Consider the following 20,027-nt stretch of genomic DNA (forward strand, 5'->3'; position numbering starts at 1 on the left):
ACCGTTGCCAAGGAGACTTCCCATGACCCTCCCGAGACTGTTCCGCCGCAGCGCGCTCGCGCTGGGCCTGCTGGCCGCGGCATGTGCGCAGGCGGCGCCGCAGGTCGACGTGATCGCCCGCGGCCTGGCCAATCCGCGCGGCATCGGCTTCGCGCCCAACGGCCAGCTGTTCGTCGCCGAGGCCGGCAGCGGCGGGAACGGCGCCTGCACCGTGCTGGGCGACGGGCAGACCGCCTGCTACGGGGAAACCGGCGCGCTGACCCGCGTCGACCCGACCGGCGCGAGCGCGCCGGTTCGCGTGATCAGCGGGCTGCCCTCGCTGGCGCCGGCGGGCGGCTTCGGTGCCGGCGGGCCGACGGCGATCTCCTTCGTCGGCACCGGCAACGGCCAGCTCGCGATCGGGCTCGGCACGGTCGGGTCCGCACGCCAGGGGCTGGGCGCGAAGGCCGCGCTGTTCGGCACCACGCTGCGGGTGAACGTCGCCGGGGGCTGGAAACCCGGCGCGGATATCGCGGCGTTCGAGCAGGTCAACAACCCGGTCCCCGGCGGCAACGACAGCAATCCGTTCGGCATCGTCGCGCTACCGTCGCGCCACGTCGTCGCCGACGCCGGCGCGAACGCGCTGTACGAGGTTGCCGCCAACGGGACCATCAGCACGTTGGCCGTGTTCCCGGCGCGCATGGTGGCGGCCCCGCCTTTCCTCGGCCTGCCGGCGGGCACCAACATTCCGATGCAGGCGGTGCCGACCAGCGTGGCGCAGGGGCCGGACGGATGGCTCTATGCCGGGCAGCTGACCGGCTTCCCGTTCCCGGTCGGCGCGGCGAACGTCTACCGCATCCCGCCGCAGGGCGGCACGCCGCAGGTCTACGCGAGCGGCTTCACCAACATCGCCGGGCTGGCGTTCGACGCCCGCGGCACGCTCTACGTGCTGCAGATCGGCGACGGCTTCGCCGGCCCTGGCGGGCCACCGCTGAAGGCGCCGGGCAAGCTGATCCGCGTCGCGGCGAACGGCGCGCAGACGATCGTCTATGCCGGGCTGTTCTACCCGGGCGGCCTCGCGATCGGGCCCGACGGCGCCGCCTACGTGACGAACTTCGGCATCGTGCCGGGGCCGATCCCCGGCGCGTTCCCGGACGGCGGACAAGTGCTGCGCATCACGCTGGACTGAGCTTGGCGGCGGGCGGCGCCGCATAGCGCGCCGCCGCGCTGCGCAGGCGCTGTGCGATCAACGCCGCCAGCGCCTTGTCGCCGGTGACCACGACGCTGTCGCCGTGGCGCAGGATGTCCATCGCGAGCTCGGTCGGGTCGCTGTACGGCACCTGCAGCTCGTAGCGGCCCTCGCCGGCCGCGCCATCCAGCCAGCGAGCCTTCTGCTGCGGGTGCCACTCCTCGTTCGCGACCCATTGCGCGGCCTCGGCGCTGAACACCAGCGTCGCCCACTTGACCTTGGCATCGCCGCCGCCGTAGATGCCGTAGCCGGCATCGAGTGCGCCCTCGAGCTCGCGCAACGGCACGTGCTTGGCCTTCGCGACCAGCAGCGCCGCGTCGCGCACCGCATCGAGCGCGAAGCGGCGCAGCCCCTCGCTGGCGTGGCACCAGGCGTCGAGGTACCAGGTGTTGCGGTAATTGATCAGGCGCTGCGGCGAGACCTCGCGATCGCTGGTCGAACGGTCGCTGCGCTTGAAGTAGCGCAAGCGCAGCCTGCGCCGCTGCAGCAGCGCGCTGCCGAGCAGTTCGAAATGCTTGCTCGGCACGCGGCGGCGCGCGGTGCCGATCACCTTGACGCGGCGCATCAGTTCGCGCGCCGCGCTCTCGTCGGTGCCCAGCATGCCCTGCAGCTTCTCCATCAGCGGTTGCAGGTGGCGCGCCAGCACGCCGTCGTCGTCGAGGCCGGCCAGCAGCTGGTGCATCGTCAGCAGCGCGTGGATCTCGTTCTCGCTGAACCACAGGCCGGGCAGTTCGCGGCGCGTGTCGGCCGACGGCCCCGACTCGCCCGCGGCGAAGCGGTAACCGTTGGCGAACGCGTCGTAGACGATCGGCGCGGCCAGCCGGTCGCGCAGGTACTGCAGGTCACGCTTGAGCGTCGCCGGCGAGACATCGAGCTCGGCCTGCAGCGCCGCGAAGCTGACGCAGCCCCGGCTCTTGAGCAGCAGCTCGATCTTGTAGAAGCGTTCGGTACGGTCCATCGCGGCGATTCTGGATCAGGTCGGTGGCTCACCAGGTGAGCCAGTGGCGCAGAGCATACCCCGAGCGGATCGGCCGTGGGTAGCTCACGCCTTGAGCTACCTGATCGACACACTGCCTCCATCGCTGCGAAACGGTCGCCGCGAAAGTTCTGGAGCCCTGCCATGACCCACACCACCGCGAGCCTGATCGACCTGCAAACCGGCCTCCCCATCTCCGGCCTGACGGCGCACGAGCACGTCGGGTTCGAACTCGGCTGGGACTATGCCCACTACCGGGTCGCACTGCCGACGCCGTTTGCGCAGGAGCCGTCCCCGCTGCGCAACGGCCTGCTCGCCGGCGACGCCGCGTTCGGCACGCGCACGCTGGCCGCCAACCGCCACGTGCGCAAGTGGCTGCAGCTGCGCCTGAACGCCTGGCTGCGCGGCCGCAGCGTCGAGCTGGTGCAGGTGACGCCGAACTACCTGCAGCAGATCGACGCCAGCCACTGCCCGATCACCCGCGTGCCGCTGTCCAGCGCCACGCTCGAGGGCAGCGACGGATCGATCGACCGCGTTCGCAACGACGCCGGCTACGCCGCCGGCAACCTCGCGGTGATGAGCACCAAGGCCAACCATGCGAAGGGCGCGCACGGCTTCCGCGACGCGATCGGCTTCGTGCAGCAGATCGAGGCCGAGCAACTGCCCGGCCTGGGCGGGCTGTCGGCCGAGCAGTGGTCGCGCACCGCGGTGCTGTGCAGCTTCGTCGAGCCGCTGCCGCACGACGAGGCCTGCGCCCTGCCGCTGCTGGTGCTGCCGCCGAACCGGCTGCGCCTGTTCAACCCGGTGCAGGCGCTGCAGGCCTTCGTCAGCCAGCAGCTGTTGAAGCCGGGCTGGAGCCACCGCATCAGCCGCTTCGAGGACCTGCTGCCTGGCAAGGCGCTGAAGCGGGATTTCCGCGGCTTCTTCATGAGCCTGCTGCCGCGCGTGATCGAGGCCGGGCGTGCCGGCGACGAGTGCCACGCGCGCTGGGCCGTCGAGGACGCGTGGCGCGCGACGCTGGTGCAGCAGCGCTGGACCCGTTTCGCGCGCCAGCTCAGCGCGGCGTCGTGCGAGGCATTGCTCGCGCGCGCGGTCGCCCGCAAGCTGAGTTCGGCGGTGATGCTGCCGCTGAGCGAGGCCAGCGCCACCGAGGGCTGGAACCTCGCGACCCGCGGCTACGTGCCGCACGCCGCGCCCGTCGCGGGGCCGCGCGCCGAGCCGGCACAGCGCCAGTTCGCCTGGTGAGCTCGCGCGTCCGCTGCTGACACCGTGTTGTCAGCAGCCGCGCGGCCGTGTCGATTTCGGGCCGCGACGAACGTCGTCTCGTTGCTATGCTGCGGGCCTCGTCGAGGCCGATCCCGTTCCGACGGGTGCACGCGACAACGAAAGCGACCTGTGATCAGACCCTCGTTCAACCCGTGGCGCACCACCCTGGCGGCCGCGGCCGCGGCGGCGCTTGCCGCCTGCAGCAGCGGGCCGCCGACGCGCCCGCCGTCCCCCGGCACCGATGCGCCGCCGCAATGGCAGGCGCCGTTGCCGCACCGTGGCGAGCTCACGGCGCTCGCCGAGTGGTGGAGGCAATTAGACGACCCGGTGCTGCCCGCGCTGATCGACGCCGCGCAGGCGGCGAGCCCCACGCTCGCGACCGCAGCGGCGCGGATCGCGCAGTCGCGGGCGACGCGCGTGGCCGTCGGCGCCGCGCTGCTGCCGTCGGTCGATTCGAACGCCAGCGCGGTGCGCGGCCGGCAGGACTTCATCAGCGGCCTGGACAACAGCGCCAGCGCCGGCGTGCAGGCCGCGTGGGAAATCGACCTGTTCGGCGGCCGCCGCGCCGCGGGCGAGGCCGCCCAGGCGCGCTTCGAAGGCGCGCAGGCCGGCTGGCACGACGCGCGTGTCGCGGTTGCCGCCGAGGTCGGCACCGCCTACACCAGCCTGCGCGCCTGCGAGGCGCAGGTGGCGCAGAGCGAACTCGACAGCCGCTCGCGCAACGAGACGGCGCGGCTGACCGATCTCAGCACGAAGGCCGGTTTCGAATCGCCCGCGAACGCGGCGCTTGCCCGCGCAAGCGCCGCGCAGGGCAACGGTTTGCTGACCCAGCGCCGTGCGCAGTGCGACGTGCTGGTCAAGGGCCTGGTCGCGCTGACCGGCATCGACGAGCCGGGCCTGCGCAGTCGGCTCGCGCCGAACGCGGCCCGCCTGCCGCAGCCCGCGCCGATCGCGCTGGCCGCGGTGCCGGCGCAGGTGCTGGCGCAGCGGCCCGATCTGGCGGCGGCCGAGCGCGAGGTCGTCGCGGCCAGCGCCGAGGTGGCCCAGGCGCGCGCCGCACGGCTGCCGCGCATCACGTTGAACGGCAGTCTGAGCGCGGCGCGCATCGAGTCCGCCGATTTCGGCAACAGCAGCGGCACGCTCTGGTCCATCGGCCCGATCACCGTGGCCCTGCCGCTGTTCGACGGCGGCACGCGCCGTGCCAATGTCGACGCCGCGCGCGCCCGCTACGACGAGGCCGGCCTGCTCTACCGCGCCCGCCTGCGCACGGCGGTGCGCGAGGTCGAGGAGGCGCTGGTGGCGCTGCAGAGCACCGCCGACCGCAGCACCGATGCGCAGACCGCGAGCGCCGGCTACGCGGCCTCGTTCCGCGCCACCGAGGCGCGTTTCAAGGGCGGCCTGGCGAGTCTGTACGAACTCGAAGACGCGCGCCGCTCGGCCCTGCAGGCCGAGATTGCGCTGATCGACCTGCAGCGCGAACGTGCCACTGCCTGGATCTCGCTGTACCGCGCGCTCGGCGGCGGCTGGTCCGCCACCGACACGTCACTCGCCACGCTGACCCCATGACTCCCATCATCCGTTTTCCCTGGCCGCGTGCACTGCCCGCGACGCTGTTGATCGTTGCCGCGGCACTCGCGACCGGCACGCTGGCCGTGCGTGCGGCCGATGACAAGGCCGCTGCCGCGCCGGCCCGCCCCGCGCTGACGGTCACCGTCACGCAACCGCAGTCGATCGCGCTGCCGTTGCGCATCACTGCCAACGGCAGCATCGCCGCCTGGCAGGAGGCGAGCGTCGGCACCGAGGCCAACGGGCTGCGGCTGGCGACCGTATTGGTCAACATCGGCGACGTCGTCAAGCGCGGCCAGGTGCTCGCGACCTTCGCGCCCGACACCATGCAGGCCGACGTGGCGCAAGTGCGCGCCGCGGTCGCCGAGGCTGAGGCCACGCTCGCCGAGGCCTCGGCCAACGCGCAGCGGGCGCGCGGCCTGCAGGCCACCGGCGCACTCAGCGAGGCGGCGATCAACCAGTACCTGACGGCGGAACGCACCGCGAAGGCGCGGCTCGACGCGCAGCGCGCGTTGGCCCGCACGCAGCAGCTGCGGCTGAAGCAGACGCAGGTGCTCGCGCCCGACTTCGGCGTGATCTCGGCGCGCAGCGCCACCGTCGGCGCGGTGCTTCCTGCTGGGCAGGAGCTGTTCCGGATGATCCGCCAGGGCCGGCTCGAATGGCGCGCCGAAGTCGCGGCGAACGACATGGCGAAACTGAAGCCCGGAATGGTCGCGCAGGTCACCGCGGGCGATGCGGCACCGGTGCGTGGCACGGTGCGCATGGTCGCGCCGACGGTCGACCCGCAGACCCGCAACGGCATCGTTTACGTCGACCTGCCGGCGCCGGCCGGCGCGGCGCGCGCCGGCATGTTCGCGCGCGGCGAGTTCGAGATCGGCAATGGCTCGGGGCTCACGCTGCCGCAGAGCGCGGTGCTGCTGCGCGACGGCTTCAGCTACGTGCTGCGGGTCGGGCCGGACTCCAAGGTCGCGCAGGTCAAGGTCGCTGTCGGCCGGCGCCTGGGCGACCGGATCGAGATCACAGGCGGGCTCGACGCGAGTGCCCGCGTGGTTGCGGCCGGCGGCGGCTTCCTGGCCGATGGCGACCTGGTGCGCGTGGTCGCAGCGCCCGCCGCCGCGTCGGCTGCCAAGTGAGGTCCGCGCGATGAACGTCTCCTCCTGGTCGATCCGCAACCCGGTGCCGGGCGTGCTGCTCTTCATCATGCTGACGCTGGTCGGCCTGGTCGCCTTCAAGGCGATGAAGATCCAGAACTTTCCCGACATCGACCTGCCCACCGTCACCGTGACCGCGGCGCTGCCCGGCGCGTCGCCGGCGCAGCTCGAGACCGAGGTCGCGCGCAAGCTCGAGAACTCGATCGCCACGCTGCAGGGCGTCAAGCACATCTACACCACGGTGCAGGACGGCTCGGCGATCGTCACGACCGAGTTCCGCCTGGAGAAGCCGACGCAGGAGGCGGTCGACGACGTGCGCGCCGCGGTCTCGCGGGTGCGCTCCGACCTGCCCGGCGACCTGCGCGACCCGGTGGTCACGAAGATGGAGCTGTCCGGCGCGCCGATCCTGACCTTCACGGTCGCATCGACCCGCATGGACGACGAGGCGCTCAGCTGGTTCGTCGACAACACGGTCGCGAAGACGCTGCTCAGCGTGCCCGGCGTCGGCGCGGTCAGCCGGGTCGGCGGCGTGACCCGCGAGGTGCGCGTCGAGCTCGATCCGGGCCGGCTGCAGGCGCTGAACGCGACCGCGGCCGACATCTCGCGCCAGCTGCGCATGGTTCAGCAGGAGGCGTCTGGCGGGCGCACCGACGTCGGCGGCGCCGAGCAGTCGGTCCGCACGATCGCCACGGTCAAGTCGGCCGACGAACTCGCGCGCATGGAGATCACGCTGACCGATGGCCGCCGCGTGCGGCTCGACCAGGTGGCCAGCGTGCTCGACACGGTCGGCGAGCGGCGCTCGGCAGCGCTGCTCAACGGCAAGCCGGTCGTCGGCTTCGAGATCACGCGCACCCGCGGCGCCGGCGAGACCGAGGTCGCGGCCGGCGTGCGCAAGCAGCTGGAGACGCTGAAGGCCGCGCACCCCGACATCGCGATCACCGAAGCCTTCAACTTCGTCGACCCGGTGCAGGAGAACTACGACGGCTCGATGATCCTGCTGTACGAGGGCGCGGCGCTGGCGGTGCTGGTCGTGTGGCTGTTCCTGCGCGACTGGCGCGCGACGCTGGTCTCGGCGACCGCATTGCCGCTGTCGATCATCCCGGCGTTCGCGGCGATGTACCTGTTCGGCTTCACGCTCAATGGCGTGACGCTGCTGTCGCTGTCGCTGGTGGTCGGCATCCTGGTCGACGACGCGATCGTCGAGATCGAGAACATCATGCGGCACCTGCGCATGGGCAAGAAGCCGTTCGAGGCCGCGATGGAAGCGGCCGACGAGATCGGCCTCGCGGTGATCGCGACCACCTTCACGCTGATCGCGGTGTTCCTGCCGACCGCGTTCATGAGCGGCGTGCCGGGCAAGTTCTTCGTGCAATTCGGCTGGACCGCGGCGATCGCGGTGTTCATGTCGCTGGTCGTGGCGCGCCTGCTGACGCCGATGATGGCCGCCTACGTGCTCAAGGTGCCGAAGAAGGAACACCGCGAAGGCGCGTGGCTCGGCATCTACATGCGCTGGGTCCAGGGCGCGCTCAAGCACCGGGTGTGGACGACGATTGCGGCCACCGTGTTCCTGGTCGGCTCGTTCATGCTGGTGCCGCTGCTGCCGACCGGCTTCATCCCGCCGGACGACCTGTCGCAGACCCAGGTCTCGATCTCGCTGCCGCCGGGCGCCACCTTCGCGCAGACCTTCGCGACCGCCGAGGCGGCGCGGGCGATCGTGCAGAAGAACGAGCATGTGAAGCTCGTCTACACCGCGATCGGTGGCGGCAACACCGGCGCCGACCCGTTCGCGCCGAGCGGCGCAGCCGAGGTCCGCAAGGCGACGCTGACGATCAACATGACGCCGCGCGACCAGCGCCACGGCATCAAGAAGCAGGCGGTCGAGGCGCAGCTGCGCGACGCACTCGAAGTGCTGCCCGGCGCGCGCGTGAAGGTCGGCTTCGGCGGCTCGAGCGAGAAATACGTGCTGGTGCTGGCCGGCGAAGACGGCGACGCGCTCGCCGCGCACGCCAAGCTGGTCGAGCGCGATCTGCGCACGATCCCCGGCATCGGCTCAGTCACGTCGACGCTGAGCCTGGTGCGGCCCGAGCTGATCGTGCGGCCCGATTTCGCGCGCGCCGCCGACCTCGGCGTCACCTCCGCCGCGATCGCCGACACGCTGCGGATCGCGACCGCCGGCGACTACGATCAGGCGCTGCCCAAGCTCAACCTGAGCCAGCGCCAGGTGCCGATCGTCGTCAAGCTCAAGGCCGATGCGCGCACCGACCTCGACCTGCTGTCGCGCCTGGCCGTGCCCGGCGCGCGCGGGCCGGTGATGCTGGGCAACGTCGCGACGCTGGCGATCGACAGCGGCCCGGCGCAGATCGACCGCTACGACCGGCAGCGCAACATCAACTTCGAGATCGAACTGAACCAGCAGCCGCTCGGCGAGGTCGAGAAGCACGCGCAGGCGCTGCCCAGCCTGAAGGACCTGCCGCCCGGCATCTCGCAGCGCGGCGTCGGTGATGTGGAGGCGATGGGCGAACTCTTCGCGAGCTTCGGCCTGGCGATGCTGACCGGCGTGCTGTGCATCTACATCGTGCTGGTGCTGCTGTTCCACGACTTCGTGCAGCCGGTCAGCATCCTGGGCGCGCTGCTGCTGGCGATCCCGGGCGCGTTCCTGGCACTGTTCGTCACCCACACGGCGTTGTCGATGCCGTCGATGATCGGGCTGATCATGTTGATGGGCGTGGCGTCGAAGAACTCGATCCTGCTGGTCGAGTACGCGATCATGGCGCGGCGCGACCTGGGCCTGTCGCGCACCGACGCGCTGCTCGACGCCTGCCACAAGCGCGCCCGCCCGATCGTGATGACGACGATCGCGATGGGCGCCGGCATGCTGCCGATCGCGATCGGCCTGGGCACCGACCCGAGCTTCCGGGCGCCGATGGCGATCGTCGTGATCGGCGGGCTGATCACCTCGACCTTCATCAGCCTGCTGGTGATCCCGGTGATCTTCAGCGTCATCGACGACCTGATGGAATGGGCGCGGCGCACGCTGCATCGCCGACGGACCGGAAAAGGCCCGGCTCAGGCCGAGCCGGCAACGGCCGATATCCACTGACCGGTGCCGGCTCGACGCGGCACGGGCACCCCACCCGATGCTGAAGAAAATCGCCACCGCCGATCTTCGCCTGGGCATGCACCTGCATGCCCTGGAGGGGCCGTGGCTCGATCACCCCTTCTGGCGAACGAAGTTTGTACTCGCTGACGCGGCAGACTTGAGCGCCGTTCGTTCCAGCGGCGTCATGCACTGCTGGATCGACTCGTCCAAGGGTCTCGACGTGGCGGCCCCTGCGGCGCCTGCGATGCCGGCGGTGGAGGACTCGCCGACCGCGCCGGCGCCGCTCGCCGGGCTGCCCGACCCGGCCGACACCGTGCCCGCGCCGAGCGTCGCGTTCGAGGAGGAGCTGGCCCAGGCCGCGCGCCTGTGCAAGAAATCCAAGCTCGCGGTGCAGCAGCTGTTCGGCGAGCTGCGCATGGGCAAGGCGCTCAATGCCGAAGCCTTCCAGCCGCTGGTCGAGGAACTCGCGGCTTCGGTGTTCCGCAACCCGGGCGCGCTCGTCAGCCTGGCGCGGCTCAAGACCAAGGACGACTACAGCTACATGCACTCGGTGGCCGTCTGCGCGCTGATGATCGCGCTGGCGCGCGAAGCGGGCCTCGGCGCCGCGGCGTGCCGCGAGGCCGGGCTGGCCGGGTTGCTGCACGACGTCGGCAAGGCGCTCATGCCGCTGGAGGTGCTCAACAAGCCCGGCAAGCTGACCGACGCCGAGTTCGGCGTGATGCGCTCGCATCCGGCCCGCGGCCACGCCGTGCTGCTCGAAGGCGGCACGGCCGGCGCGGTCGCGCTCGACGTCTGCCTGCACCACCACGAGCGCGTCGACGGGCGCGGCTACCCGCAAGGACTGGCCGGCGACGCGATCTCCCAGATGGCGCGCATGGGCGCCATCTGCGATGTCTACGACGCGATCAGCTCGAACCGCCCGTACAAGGCGGCGTGGGACCCGGCCGACTCGATCTCGCGCATGGCCTCCTGGGCCGGCCACTTCGACCCGACGCTGTTCGCGGTGTTCGTGCGCAGCCTTGGCATCTACCCGACCGGCTCGCTGGTGCGGCTGCGCTCCGGGCGCCTCGCCGTGGTCGTCAAGCAGCACGCGACCAACCTGACCGCGCCGACCGTCAAGGTCTTCTTCTCGACCCGCTCGAACATGCCGATCCCCGCCCAGCAGATCGATCTGGCGCGCGCCGACGCCAGCGACGCCATCAGCGCTCGCGAGCCGCGCGGAGACTGGAGCGCCTCGCAGCTCGACGCGCTGTGGGCCGGCGACGCGCTGCGCGGCTGATTCGGCGGTTGCAGGCGGCCCGGCCGCCCCCAGATGCGGTGGATGAAGACTCCGCTTTCCGTACTCGACCTCTCGCCGATCACGCAGGGCAGCGACGCCGCGGAATCGTTTCGCCGCACGCTCGACCTGGCGCGCCATGCCGAGCGCCTCGGCTTCCACCGCTTCTGGCTCGCCGAGCACCACGGCATGCCGGGCATCGCCAGCGCCGCGACCGCGGTGCTGATCGGCCACGTGGCGGGCGGCACCTCGACGATCCGCGTCGGCGCCGGCGGCATCATGCTGCCCAACCATTCACCGCTGGTCATCGCCGAACAGTTCGGCACGCTGGCGGCGCTGTACCCGGGCCGGATCGACCTCGGCCTCGGCCGTGCGCCGGGCTCCGACCAGCCCACCGCCCGCGCGCTGCGCCGCCACCTCGGGTCCGACGTCGACAGCTTCCCGCAGGACGTGCTCGAACTGGCCGACTACCTGAGCGACGCGCCGCGCCAGCCGGTGCTCGCGGTGCCCGGGCGCGGCGCGAACGTTCCGCTGTGGATCCTCGGATCCAGTCTGTACGGCGCGCAGCTCGCGGCCGCCCTCGGGCTGCCGTACGCCTTCGCGTCGCACTTCGCGCCGGCGCAGATGATGCAGGCGATCGCGCTGTACCGGCAGCAATTCCGGCCCTCGGCGCCGGGTGGCAAGCCGCACGTGATGCTCGGCTTCAATGTCTTCGCGGCCGACACCGACGACGAGGCGGAGTTCCTCGCCACGTCGATGCAACAGGCCTTCGTGAACCTGCGAAGCGGCCGGCCAGGCCAGTTGCAGCCGCCACAGGCCGGCTACCGCGAGCGCCTCGGCCCGCAGGAGAACGCGTTGCTCGACTCGGTCCTGTCTTGCGCCGCGGTCGGCTCTCCCGACACGGTGCGGCGCGAGTTGCGCGCCTTCATCGACCGCACCGGCGCCGACGAGCTGATGATCACCTCGCAGGTCTTCGACCACGCGGCGCGCCTGCGCTCCTACGAGATCACCGCCGAGGTCGCACGCGGCTGACGGCCGCGGTCACCCGCCCGACTTGTTCGGATCGCGCCAGGCCCGCTCGAACGGCAGCCGCCAGGCATGCGGCGCGATCAGCTGGTGGATCGACTTCGGGCCCCACGAGCCCGGCGGGTACAGCCGCACCGGCGGGGGCGCTTCGAGCAGCTGTGTCGACACTTCCCAGAGCCGCTCGATGCCTTCGGCGGTCGTGAACAGCGTGCGGTCGCCGCGCATCGCGTCGAGGATCAGCCGCTCGTAGGCTTCGAGCACGTCGCCGATCAGCCCGGTGTCGTGCATCGCGAACTGCAGGCTCAGCTTGTCCAGCCGCATGCCGGGGCCGGGCCGCTTGCCGTAGAACGACAGGCTCATCTTCGACGCGTCGGCCAGGTCGAAGGTCAGGTGATCGGGCCCCTGCGCGCCGACGCCCGAGCCGGCCGGGAACATGCTCTTCGGCGGCTCGCGGAACGCGATCGAGATGATCCGCTGGCCCTCGGCGAGGCGCTTGCCGGTGCGCAGAAAGAACGGCACGCCGGCCCAGCGCCAGTTGTCGATGAAGCACTTCAGCGCGATGAAGGTCTCGGTTTCCGATTCGGGGTCGACGCCCTCCTCCTGCCGGTAGCCGTTGTACTGGCCGCGCACCACGTCGCCCGGCTGGATCGGCAGCATGCTGCGGAAGACCTTGTTCTTCTCCTCGCTGATCGGCGCGGGCTCGAGCGAGGTCGGCGGCTCCATCGCCATGAAGCCGAGAATCTGGAACAGGTGCGTGACCACCATGTCGCGGTAGGCGCCGGTCTGCTCGTAGAAGCCCGAGCGCTTGCCCAGACCCAGCGTCTCCGGCACGTCGATCTGCACGTGGTCGATGAAGTTGCGGTTCCAGATCGGCTCGAACAGCCCGTTCGCGAAGCGGAAGGCGAGGATGTTCTGCGCCGGCTCCTTGCCGAGGAAGTGGTCGATGCGGAAGATCTGTTCTTCGGCGAAGACCTCGTGCAGCTTCGCGTTCAACGCCACGGCGCTGGCCTTGTCGGTGCCGAACGGCTTTTCCATCACGATGCGCGAGCGTTCGACCAGACCCGCCTCGCCCAGCATGCGCACCGCCGACAGCGCGGCGCTCGGCGGCACGCTCAGGTAGTGCAGCCGGCGGCTCTCGCCCGCGAGCGTGGCCTCGGCGGCATCGACCGCGGCGCGCAGCGCGGCCGGGCCGGCGGTGAGCGGCACGTAGTCGAGCGTGGCGGCGAAGGTGGCCCAGTCGGCGTCGCTGACCTTGCGCGCGGCGAACTCGTCGAGCGCGCTGCGTGCCGCGGCGCGGAACTCCTCGACGCCGTACTCGTCGAGCGAGACGCCGATGATCCGGCAGCCCGGAATGAAGCCGGCGCTCGCCAGGTGGAACAGCCCCGGCAGCAGCTTGCGCCGCGCCAGATCGCCGGTCGCGCCGAACAGCACCACGACCTGCGGGAACCGCGGGCCCACACCTGGAGGAATCTTTGCCACCGCGCTCACCCTTCGTCAGCCCTGCCTGCGCCGACCCACGTGTCGGCGCCCAGCGGCATTCTGCGTCAGGCAACGCAAGGAGCGGGCCCGCCTCCCGCGCGCGGCTGCGCGCTCAGGGCTTGGCGGTGTGCCAGATGCCGAGCACGCCGTCGCCGGTCTTGTCGCCGGCCTTGGTGTCCTTGGCCCAGTAGTACAGCGGCTTGCCCTTCAGCGCCCACTGCTTCTTGCCGTCGTCGCGGGTGACGATGCTGTAGTCGCCGGCCGGCTTGTCGGTGTCGGCGGCCATCAGCGGCGGCCAGTTGGTCGCGCACGCACCGTTGCAGACGGACTTGCCGCTGCCGGCGGTGTCCTTGTCGAAGGTGTAGAGCGTCATGCCGTTGGCGCCGACGAGCACGCCGTCGGCGGTCCGCGCCGGGGCGGGCGCCATGACGGCGCAGGCGCCGAGCAACGCGGCGCTGAAGATCAGGAGCGATAGGGGGCGAAGGGCGAAACGCATGGCGGCAGTCCGGAGGCGCGGACGAGACGTCCGCTCTCGGTAGACGCTTGGGACGGTGCCGCTATTCCCTCGCGGGCCTCAGCGCAACGCGTCGGGCAGCTCGATCTTGACCTGCAGCACCTCGAGGTTGTCCTGGCGCTCCAGTTCGACCTTGATGTCCTCGGGCTTGATCGACACGTACTTCGAGATCACCGCCATCAGCTCCTTCTGCAGCGCGGGCAGGTAGTCGGGGCGGCTGGCGCCGCGCCCGCTGCGCTCGTGCGCGAGGATGATCTGCAGCCGCTCCTTGGCGACGCTGGCGGTCTTCTTCTTTTCTCCGAGCAGGAAGGACAGCAGAGACATGCCTTACCTCCCTCCGAAGACGCGTTTGAAGAAGCCGGGTTTCACGGCCTCCGTGAAGCGCATCGGTCGGCTTTCGCCGAGGAAGCGCGCCACCACGTCCTTGTAGGCCTCGGACACGTCGGTGCCCTTCAGGTGCACTGCCGGCACGCCCTGGTTCGAGGCGTCGAGCACCGTCTCCGACTCGGGGATCACGCCGATCAGGTCGATCCGCAGGATGTCCTTGATGTCGCCCAGCGACAGCATCTGCCCGCCCTCGACCCGGTTCGGGTTGTAGCGGGTGATCAGCAGGTGCTCCTTGATCGGCTCCTTGCCGTCGATCGCGCGCTTGGTCTTGGAGGACAGCATGCCCAGGATGCGGTCGGAGTCGCGCACCGACGAGACCTCGGGGTTGGTCACGACCAGCGCCTCGTCGGCGAAGTGCATCGCCATCAGCGCGCCGGTCTCGATGCCGGCCGGCGAATCGCAGACGATGTACTCGAAGTCCATCGCGGCGAGATCGTTCAGCACCTTCTCGACGCCCTCCTGCGTCAGCGCGTCCTTGTCGCGCGTCTGCGAGGCCGCGAGCACGAACAGGTTGTCGCACTGCTTGTCCTTGATCAGCGCCTGGTTGAGGTTGGCCTCTTCCTGGATCACGTTGATCAGGTCGTAGACGACGCGGCGCTCGCAACCCATGATCAGGTCGAGGTTGCGCAGGCCGACGTCGAAGTCGATCACTGCGGTCTTGTGGCCGGCGAGTGCGAGGCCCGAGGCGAAACTGGCGCTGGTGGTGGTCTTGCCCACGCCACCCTTGCCGGAGGTCACGACGACGATCTTGGCCATGGTCTCGGAATCCTTTGGTTCAATCTGATTGGAGGGGCTCGACGACGAGCTTCTCGCCCGCGAGCCGCACCTGTGCGGGCTTGCCCAGCACGGCGGCGGGCAATTCGTGTTCGGTGGTTCGATAGATGCCCGCGATGGAGAGCAGCTGCGGCTCCATGCAGGTCGTGAAGATGCGCGCGCTGGTGTCGCCCAGCGCGCCGGCCAGCGCCCGGCCGCGCAACGGCGCGTAGACGTGGATGTTGCCGTCGGCGATCACCTCGGCACCGAAGCTGACCACCGCGAGCACGATCAGGTCGGCGCCCTTGGCATAGACCCGTTGACCGGACCGCAGCGGCTTGTCGATCACCAGCGCCGTGCGCGGGGGTTCGGGCATCGGCTCGGGCTCGGTGGCCGGTGCCACCGCCGCCACTGCCTTCGCCGGCGGCTCCGCCCCGGCATCGATCGGCGTGTGCTGGCGCACCGGCAGCGCGCCCGGGCCACTGCCGTGGGCCTCGCTGAGGCCGGCGGCGAGCGCATCTTCCATCTGCTGCGCATTGCCGGACTTGACGGCCACCGGCAACATCTTGTGACCGCGCAGCAGGTGCATGAGCACGACGAAGTCGATCGGCTCGTCGGCGTCGCGCACGTGCGAGAGGTCGATCGCGACCGGATCGTTGTCGAACAGGCCCGGTGCGTCGGCGAAGCGCTCGTCGAGCGCCTGCGACAGGCGCGCGAGGTCGGTGGTCTTCAACATCACCGCCACCAGCGTGAGCGCGGCACTCTTGAGTTCGAAGGCAGCAGGAGCCTGGAGGACGACAGCCATGGATTCGTGCGGCGGCAAAGGCGTCGAGTTTAGCGGGTGCCCTCGGCCGACCGCGGTATCCCCCGATTCAGGGGTCCTGCCCCTAGGACTTGGGGTGTTCAGACGGGTTGACGAATCCGACAGTCCAGCTTCGCGCTTTGCATTGTCGCAATCCAGACAAATTGCCCGCCACGTCCACCTTCGAGGAGACCCACCCGTGACCACTCGCCTGAACCGCTTCGCGCTCGCCGCACTGTTGTCGGCCGCCCCGTTCGCCGTGTCCGCGGACCCGCTCGACCTGTCGTCCTGGACGCCGCTCACGCTGAACTACCCGGGCGGCCAGGGGTCCGGCAGCTGGGTGCTCTCGGCCGGCAACACCACCGTGAAGCAGGTGATCAACGCCGATCCGTCCTTCTATCTGAACAATTTGAACCAGACGAAGTACTCGATCGACGGCACCTGGCGCGTCGACGCCGGCACCGGCGACGACGATTACATGGGCTTCGTGTTCGGCTACCAGAACTCGAGCAACTTCTACCTGTTCGACTGGAAGCAGGGCACGCAGGGCTACGTGGGCCGCACCGCGGCCGAGGGCATGGCGATCAAGAAGTTCACCGGCGGCACCGGCAACGGTGCCACCGATCTCTCGCTCGAGGAGTTCTGGGAGAACCAGGTCAGCTTCGGCGACATGGTCGTGCTGGCGAAGAACCAGTCGTCCTCGGCCGGCTGGCTCGCGGCCACCGACTACAGCTTCCACCTCGACTTCGACCAGAACCCGGGCGAGATCCACGTCGTCGTGAAGAACGGCGCGACGACGCTGTGGGACACCACGGTCGTCGACACCACCTTCACCGGCGGTCAGTTCGGCTTCTTCAACAACTCGCAGGCGAACGTGACCTACGCGGGCTTCACGCAGACCGGCGGTGTGCCGGTGACGCCGATCCCCGAGCCCGGGACCTACGCGCTGATGCTCGTCGGTCTCGGCGCACTCGGGTTCGCGGCGCGGCGGCGCCGCGCCTGAGCCTCAGGCGATCACTGGTTCAACAGGATCGACGCGATGATGCCGGTGGCGATGGCCACCAGCACGTAGTCGCCGCCGGTCTGCACCCAGTGGTAGCCGCGCGGCGGCGCGGTGAGGCGGTGGCCGCGCCAGTCGTCGACGACGTACTGGCGGCTGCGCCACTCGGGCGGCAGGCGCCCGCCGCGGTAGAAGTTGTGGTTCGGGCCGGCGCCGCGACCGTCGCGGTAGCCGTACGCAGGCGCGTGGCCGGGCGGGCCGCGCCGGTCGTCACGACCACGGTAGTCGTCCCGGCGGTCGTTGCGGCTGCGGTAGTCATCGCGACGATCGCTCCTGCGGTCGTCACGGCGAGTGTCCACCGGGCGGTCGCGCGGGTCGGCGTGGCGCGGCAGGCGAACGTCATAGCTCCCCTGGCCGGCCCGGTCGGCGCGGACATCCTTGTCGTTCTGAGCGAACGCCAGACCGCTGACGGTCATGGAAAAGGCCGCGACGGCGCTGACGATGGCGTGGTATCTCATGGGACGCTCCTTGGATGATCCGGTGGACCAGTCTGTACTCAACGCCGGCGCCGGGCTGTAGGCCGACATCCGCCGCGGCGATCGGAGGGCACGCGGTCGTGACAATTCGAAAGCGGTCTCCTACAGTCGAGGATTCCACAGAAACGGAAGCCGCCGATGAGAGCCCCCGCGCCCGACGCCGAATACCTGATGCGCGACACGACGTCGCACCCGCCGGCGCTGACGCCGGCGTACAAGACCAGCGTGCTGCGCTCGCCGCGTCTGGCGCCGATCTCGCTGCAGCAGTCGCTGTCCGAGGTCACCGCGCCGGTGTTCCGCGCCGAGGAGTTCGGCCCGCTCGACCACGACCTGATCCTGAACGCCGCCAAGGACGGCCTGCCGATCGGCGAGCGCATCGTCGTGCACGGCTACGTCCACGACCAGCTCGGCCGCCCGGTGCCGAACGCGCTGGTCGAAGTCTGGCAGGCCAACGCCAGCGGCCGCTACCGCCACAAGAAGGACCAGTACATCGGCGCGCTCGACCCCCACTTCGGCGGCTGCGGGCGCATGCTCACCGACGCCAACGGCTACTACGCCTACCGCACCATCCGCCCCGGCCCCTACCCGTGGCGCAACCGCGTCAACGACTGGCGCCCGGCCCACATCCACTACGCCATCTCGGGCAACGGCTGGGTCCAGCGCCTGATCACCCAGATGTACTTCGAGGGCGACCCGCTGATCGCCACCTGCCCGATCCTGCGCATCGTGCCCAGCGAGGAGCAGATCCGCGGCCTGATCGCGCTGCAGGACACGAGCGCCTTCGTCCAGCTCGACAGCCGCGCCTACCGCTTCGACATCGTGCTGCGCGGCCAGCGCGCGACGCTGTTCGAGAACGCCGTGCAAGGGAGCGCCCAATGAGCCAGCAGCAAATGCAGCCGCTGATGAGAGAAACCGCCTCGCAGACCGCCGGCCCCTACGTGCACATCGGGCTGGCGCCGCAGCAGGCCGGCTTCGAGATCTTCGAGCACAACTTCGGCAGCGTGCTGACCAACGAGCGCACGCAGGGCGAGCGCATCCGGATCGAAGGCCGGGTGTTCGACGGCATCGGCACGGTGCTCAAGGACGTGCTGATCGAGATCTGGCAGGCCAACGCCGCCGGCCGATACGCGCACCCGGCCGATCGACAGCCGGGCAAGGCCGAAGACCCGGACTTCCGCGGCTGGGGGCGCAGCTGCACCGACTTCGACACCGGGGTCTACAGCTTCGACACGATCAAGCCAGGGGTGGTCACCGGGCGCAATGGCCGCTTCATGGCGCCGCACATCAACGTGTGGGTGGTGGCGCGCGGGATCAACCTGGGGCTGAACACGCGGCTGTACTTCAGCGACGAGGCCGAGGCGAACGCGAAGGACGCGGTGCTCAACCTCATCGAGTGGGAGGCACGCCGCACCACGCTCATCGCGCAGCGCAGCGCCGGCACCGGCCCAGGTGCCGTCCCGGTCTACCGCTTCGACATCCGCCTGCAGGGCGAGGGCGAGACGGTGTTCTTCGACCTCTGAGCGGACCCCCCGGCCGCGCGTGCGGCCGGGGTGCAGGGCCTTACGGGCAGGCCGGCGTCGTGGCCGCGATGATCTGGCGCAGACCCAAGGTGCTGGCCGAATCGTCCGGCCCCGGCGTGTTCTTCGTGAACGTGCAGCCGTAGGTCGTCGCGGCCACGGTGGCAGGCGTCACCACATCGTCACCGGCCGGCTTGGCGCCGCCGGCTTCCCACTTGACCATGTCGTCGAATCGGCGACCGTGAAGTCGCAGTGACTGATGCCGCGGATCGCGCGCTGCACCAGCCAGGCGCTGTTGCCCTTGGCGGCGGTGCGCTTCTGGTAGACCTGCTCCATGCTGAACGGCACGAACAGGTCGCCGAGCGTGTGGATCGACACCACCGGGATCTTGAATTCACCATTCACCTTGGGGATCCAGCGCAGGCCATCGGTGCGCAGCCGGTTGGCGTCGGCGTCCGGCGTGATCTTCTGCACCGACGCGTTCAGCGCGGTCGTCGCGGCCGCGTCGCCGTCGATCGTGTACGTGAAGCCGGTGGTGTCGAGCACGTTCTTGTTCAGGATGCCAGTGACCGAGCCGTACGGCGTGTTCGGGTCGGCCGCGAAGGTACCGTAGGCCGACGGGAACGACTGGCCGTAGGCCAGCCCCTGCGCGAACATCGGCCGCGGGCCGCCGGTGATGTTCTGCAGCACCGACACATACTGGGCGCCGGGATGCGGCGAGCGCAGAATATCCGCGCGCTTCTCCGCGAGCAGGCGCACTAACCCTCGAAGCCTGTCACCTGCGGGACAGCAACCTTGTAAAGGGATTTTTCAGACGGACGGCGGGCCGAGCAGGCGCTCGCGCACGAGGCGGTCCTCGAGCTCGCCGACCTGCGCGGCCAGTGCGTTGCTGCTCTGCTCGATGGCGATCCGCGAGTCGCTCTGCATGCGGTCGAGCCGCGCCATCAGTTCGCTGCGCAATTCGGTGAAGCGCGAGGCCTCGGCCCGGTCCGCGAGGTCCCGCTGGGCCTGCAGCTCGCGGGTCTGGCGGCGGGCTTCCATCAGCGAGCTGGCCTGCAGCGTGACCACCCAGACGGTGAACAGCACGCACAGGAATGCGACCAGCCCGAGCATGATCAGGCCGAGCGGCGCCTGGACGGTGGTCAGGCCCAGGTTCAACGGCGTGAGCGCCGAGAACGCATCCCAGTTGAGCAGGGCGAACAGCCCGACGAGGACGAGGACGAGAAAGAATGCGAGCGCGCGGACCATGGTGTCGGCCTCCGTGTGGCAGGAAACGAGTAGGTTAGCCGCCGCCGACGGCGCTGCCATCGGGGCAGCCCGCGTGGCGTGTCGGAATCGGCGCGCTCGTGGCGCCGGACGACGCGCCGTTCGCGCAGGTGCCGGAAGGCGCGAGAATGCCCACCACGCGTGATGCGGCCGATGCGCGTTCCTCTGTCCAGCCACGAGACCT

Annotated in this window: 18 protein-coding genes and 1 pseudogene; 10 read left to right on the plus strand and 9 right to left on the minus strand. The window is 70.4% G+C overall.

Translation table 11 applies throughout. The features are described 5' to 3' along the window. The first annotated feature begins 22 nt into the window (after positions 1–22). Complete coding sequence (locus tag ACWH49_RS11325; RefSeq protein ID WP_448171555.1) at positions 23–1,168, plus strand: ScyD/ScyE family protein; 1,146 nt, start codon at positions 23–25, stop codon at positions 1,166–1,168. Here ACWH49_RS11325 and ACWH49_RS11330 read toward each other — a convergent pair. Further along, on the minus strand, positions 1,155–2,186 hold the full coding sequence (locus ACWH49_RS11330; protein ID WP_448171556.1) for a helix-turn-helix transcriptional regulator: 1,032 nt from the start codon (positions 2,184–2,186) through the stop codon (positions 1,155–1,157). The two genes, ACWH49_RS11325 and ACWH49_RS11330, sit on opposite strands and share 14 nt — an antisense overlap. A 162-nt stretch (positions 2,187–2,348) precedes the next feature. On the opposite strand from ACWH49_RS11330, the gene ACWH49_RS11335 reads away from it, so the two are divergent. The 6 genes from ACWH49_RS11335 to ACWH49_RS11360 all read left to right on the plus strand — a co-directional run bounded on the left by ACWH49_RS11335 (position 2,349) and on the right by ACWH49_RS11360 (position 11,595). Then, complete coding sequence (locus tag ACWH49_RS11335) at positions 2,349–3,449, plus strand: hypothetical protein (protein WP_448171557.1); 1,101 nt, start codon at positions 2,349–2,351, stop codon at positions 3,447–3,449. Positions 3,450–3,599: 150 nt separating this feature from the next. Beyond that, on the plus strand, positions 3,600–5,036 hold the full coding sequence (locus tag ACWH49_RS11340) for an efflux transporter outer membrane subunit (RefSeq protein ID WP_448171558.1): 1,437 nt from the start codon (positions 3,600–3,602) through the stop codon (positions 5,034–5,036). Then, the gene (locus tag ACWH49_RS11345; RefSeq protein ID WP_448171559.1) at positions 5,033–6,169 is read left to right on the plus strand and encodes an efflux RND transporter periplasmic adaptor subunit; all 1,137 of its coding nucleotides are present in this window, start codon (positions 5,033–5,035) and stop codon (positions 6,167–6,169) included. The genes ACWH49_RS11340 and ACWH49_RS11345 overlap by 4 nt, the downstream gene beginning before the upstream one ends. A gap of 10 nt (positions 6,170–6,179) precedes the next feature. Further along, positions 6,180–9,287, plus strand: coding sequence for an efflux RND transporter permease subunit (locus ACWH49_RS11350; RefSeq protein ID WP_448171560.1), 3,108 nt, complete (start codon positions 6,180–6,182; stop codon positions 9,285–9,287). 37 nt (positions 9,288–9,324) lie between these two features. Further along, the gene (locus ACWH49_RS11355; protein ID WP_448171561.1) at positions 9,325–10,566 is read left to right on the plus strand and encodes an HD-GYP domain-containing protein; all 1,242 of its coding nucleotides are present in this window, start codon (positions 9,325–9,327) and stop codon (positions 10,564–10,566) included. Between the two features lie 42 nt (positions 10,567–10,608). Continuing rightward, on the plus strand, positions 10,609–11,595 hold the full coding sequence (locus tag ACWH49_RS11360) for an LLM class flavin-dependent oxidoreductase (protein WP_448171562.1): 987 nt from the start codon (positions 10,609–10,611) through the stop codon (positions 11,593–11,595). Between the two features lie 9 nt (positions 11,596–11,604). Here the strand turns inward: ACWH49_RS11360 and zwf are convergent, their stop codons facing one another. The 5 genes from zwf to minC all read right to left on the minus strand — a co-directional run bounded on the left by zwf (position 11,605) and on the right by minC (position 15,527). Beyond that, entirely contained in the window at positions 11,605–13,068 is a 1,464-nt protein-coding gene (gene zwf / locus ACWH49_RS11365) for a glucose-6-phosphate dehydrogenase (RefSeq protein ID WP_448171563.1), read from the minus strand. Positions 13,069–13,180: 112 nt separating this feature from the next. Then, positions 13,181–13,564: a COG4315 family predicted lipoprotein gene (locus tag ACWH49_RS11370; protein WP_448171564.1), complete on the minus strand. Its 384-nt coding sequence runs from the start codon at positions 13,562–13,564 to the stop codon at positions 13,181–13,183. 78 nt (positions 13,565–13,642) lie between these two features. After that, positions 13,643–13,906 carry a cell division topological specificity factor MinE gene (gene minE, locus ACWH49_RS11375; protein ID WP_056471251.1) on the minus strand — a complete coding sequence of 88 codons (264 nt, stop codon included), beginning with the start codon at positions 13,904–13,906 and terminating at the stop codon, positions 13,643–13,645. 3 nt (positions 13,907–13,909) lie between these two features. Further along, positions 13,910–14,725 carry a septum site-determining protein MinD gene (gene minD / locus ACWH49_RS11380; RefSeq protein WP_056471248.1) on the minus strand — a complete coding sequence of 272 codons (816 nt, stop codon included), beginning with the start codon at positions 14,723–14,725 and terminating at the stop codon, positions 13,910–13,912. A 19-nt stretch (positions 14,726–14,744) separates the two neighbouring features. Next, positions 14,745–15,527, minus strand: coding sequence for a septum site-determining protein MinC (gene minC, locus ACWH49_RS11385; RefSeq protein WP_448171565.1), 783 nt, complete (start codon positions 15,525–15,527; stop codon positions 14,745–14,747). A 196-nt stretch (positions 15,528–15,723) separates the two neighbouring features. On the opposite strand from minC, the gene ACWH49_RS11390 reads away from it, so the two are divergent. After that, a complete protein-coding gene (locus ACWH49_RS11390) occupies positions 15,724–16,527 on the plus strand; it encodes a PEP-CTERM sorting domain-containing protein (RefSeq protein WP_448171566.1) in 804 nt (267 codons plus the stop codon). Between the two features lie 11 nt (positions 16,528–16,538). Here ACWH49_RS11390 and ACWH49_RS11395 read toward each other — a convergent pair whose 3' ends face one another. Then, the gene (locus ACWH49_RS11395) at positions 16,539–17,042 is read right to left on the minus strand and encodes an RcnB family protein (RefSeq protein WP_448171567.1); all 504 of its coding nucleotides are present in this window, start codon (positions 17,040–17,042) and stop codon (positions 16,539–16,541) included. A gap of 156 nt (positions 17,043–17,198) precedes the next feature. Here ACWH49_RS11395 and pcaH point away from each other — a divergent pair, with 156 nt between their 5' ends. Together pcaH and pcaG are read left to right on the plus strand one after the other, a co-directional pair. Further along, the gene (gene pcaH / locus ACWH49_RS11400) at positions 17,199–17,939 is read left to right on the plus strand and encodes a protocatechuate 3,4-dioxygenase subunit beta (protein ID WP_448171568.1); all 741 of its coding nucleotides are present in this window, start codon (positions 17,199–17,201) and stop codon (positions 17,937–17,939) included. Further along, positions 17,936–18,580, plus strand: a complete 645-nt coding sequence (gene pcaG, locus ACWH49_RS11405; protein ID WP_448171569.1) for a protocatechuate 3,4-dioxygenase subunit alpha — start codon at positions 17,936–17,938, stop codon at positions 18,578–18,580. Before pcaH ends, pcaG begins: the two co-directional genes overlap by 4 nt. A 40-nt stretch (positions 18,581–18,620) precedes the next feature. Here pcaG and ACWH49_RS11410 read toward each other — a convergent pair. Further along, positions 18,621–19,285 (minus strand): annotated as a pseudogene (locus ACWH49_RS11410) (alpha/beta hydrolase); the annotation flags it as partial. Positions 19,286–19,387: 102 nt separating this feature from the next. Further along, positions 19,388–19,825: a LapA family protein gene (locus ACWH49_RS11415; RefSeq protein WP_448171570.1), complete on the minus strand. Its 438-nt coding sequence runs from the start codon at positions 19,823–19,825 to the stop codon at positions 19,388–19,390. Positions 19,826–20,027 lie beyond the last annotated feature (202 nt).

This window comes from Rhizobacter fulvus, from assembly GCF_964020785.1.

Bases quoted from the DNA above. Each gene is read 5' to 3' on its own strand.
- pcaG (WP_448171569.1), top strand. From the start codon at position 17,936: ATGAGCCAGCAGCAAATGCAGCCGCTGATGAGAGAAACCGCCTCGCAG.
- minC (WP_448171565.1), bottom strand. From the start codon at position 15,527: ATGGCTGTCGTCCTCCAGGCTCCTGCTGCCTTCGAACTCAAGAGTGCC.
- ACWH49_RS11395 (WP_448171567.1), bottom strand. From the start codon at position 17,042: ATGAGATACCACGCCATCGTCAGCGCCGTCGCGGCCTTTTCCATGACC.
- ACWH49_RS11335 (WP_448171557.1), top strand. From the start codon at position 2,349: ATGACCCACACCACCGCGAGCCTGATCGACCTGCAAACCGGCCTCCCC.
- minE (WP_056471251.1), bottom strand. From the start codon at position 13,906: ATGTCTCTGCTGTCCTTCCTGCTCGGAGAAAAGAAGAAGACCGCCAGC.
- ACWH49_RS11345 (WP_448171559.1), top strand. From the start codon at position 5,033: ATGACTCCCATCATCCGTTTTCCCTGGCCGCGTGCACTGCCCGCGACG.
- minD (WP_056471248.1), bottom strand. From the start codon at position 14,725: ATGGCCAAGATCGTCGTCGTGACCTCCGGCAAGGGTGGCGTGGGCAAG.
- ACWH49_RS11360 (WP_448171562.1), top strand. From the start codon at position 10,609: ATGAAGACTCCGCTTTCCGTACTCGACCTCTCGCCGATCACGCAGGGC.
- ACWH49_RS11325 (WP_448171555.1), top strand. From the start codon at position 23: ATGACCCTCCCGAGACTGTTCCGCCGCAGCGCGCTCGCGCTGGGCCTG.
- ACWH49_RS11350 (WP_448171560.1), top strand. From the start codon at position 6,180: ATGAACGTCTCCTCCTGGTCGATCCGCAACCCGGTGCCGGGCGTGCTG.
- ACWH49_RS11330 (WP_448171556.1), bottom strand. From the start codon at position 2,186: ATGGACCGTACCGAACGCTTCTACAAGATCGAGCTGCTGCTCAAGAGC.
- pcaH (WP_448171568.1), top strand. From the start codon at position 17,199: ATGAGAGCCCCCGCGCCCGACGCCGAATACCTGATGCGCGACACGACG.
- ACWH49_RS11415 (WP_448171570.1), bottom strand. From the start codon at position 19,825: ATGGTCCGCGCGCTCGCATTCTTTCTCGTCCTCGTCCTCGTCGGGCTG.
- ACWH49_RS11355 (WP_448171561.1), top strand. From the start codon at position 9,325: ATGCTGAAGAAAATCGCCACCGCCGATCTTCGCCTGGGCATGCACCTG.
- ACWH49_RS11370 (WP_448171564.1), bottom strand. From the start codon at position 13,564: ATGCGTTTCGCCCTTCGCCCCCTATCGCTCCTGATCTTCAGCGCCGCG.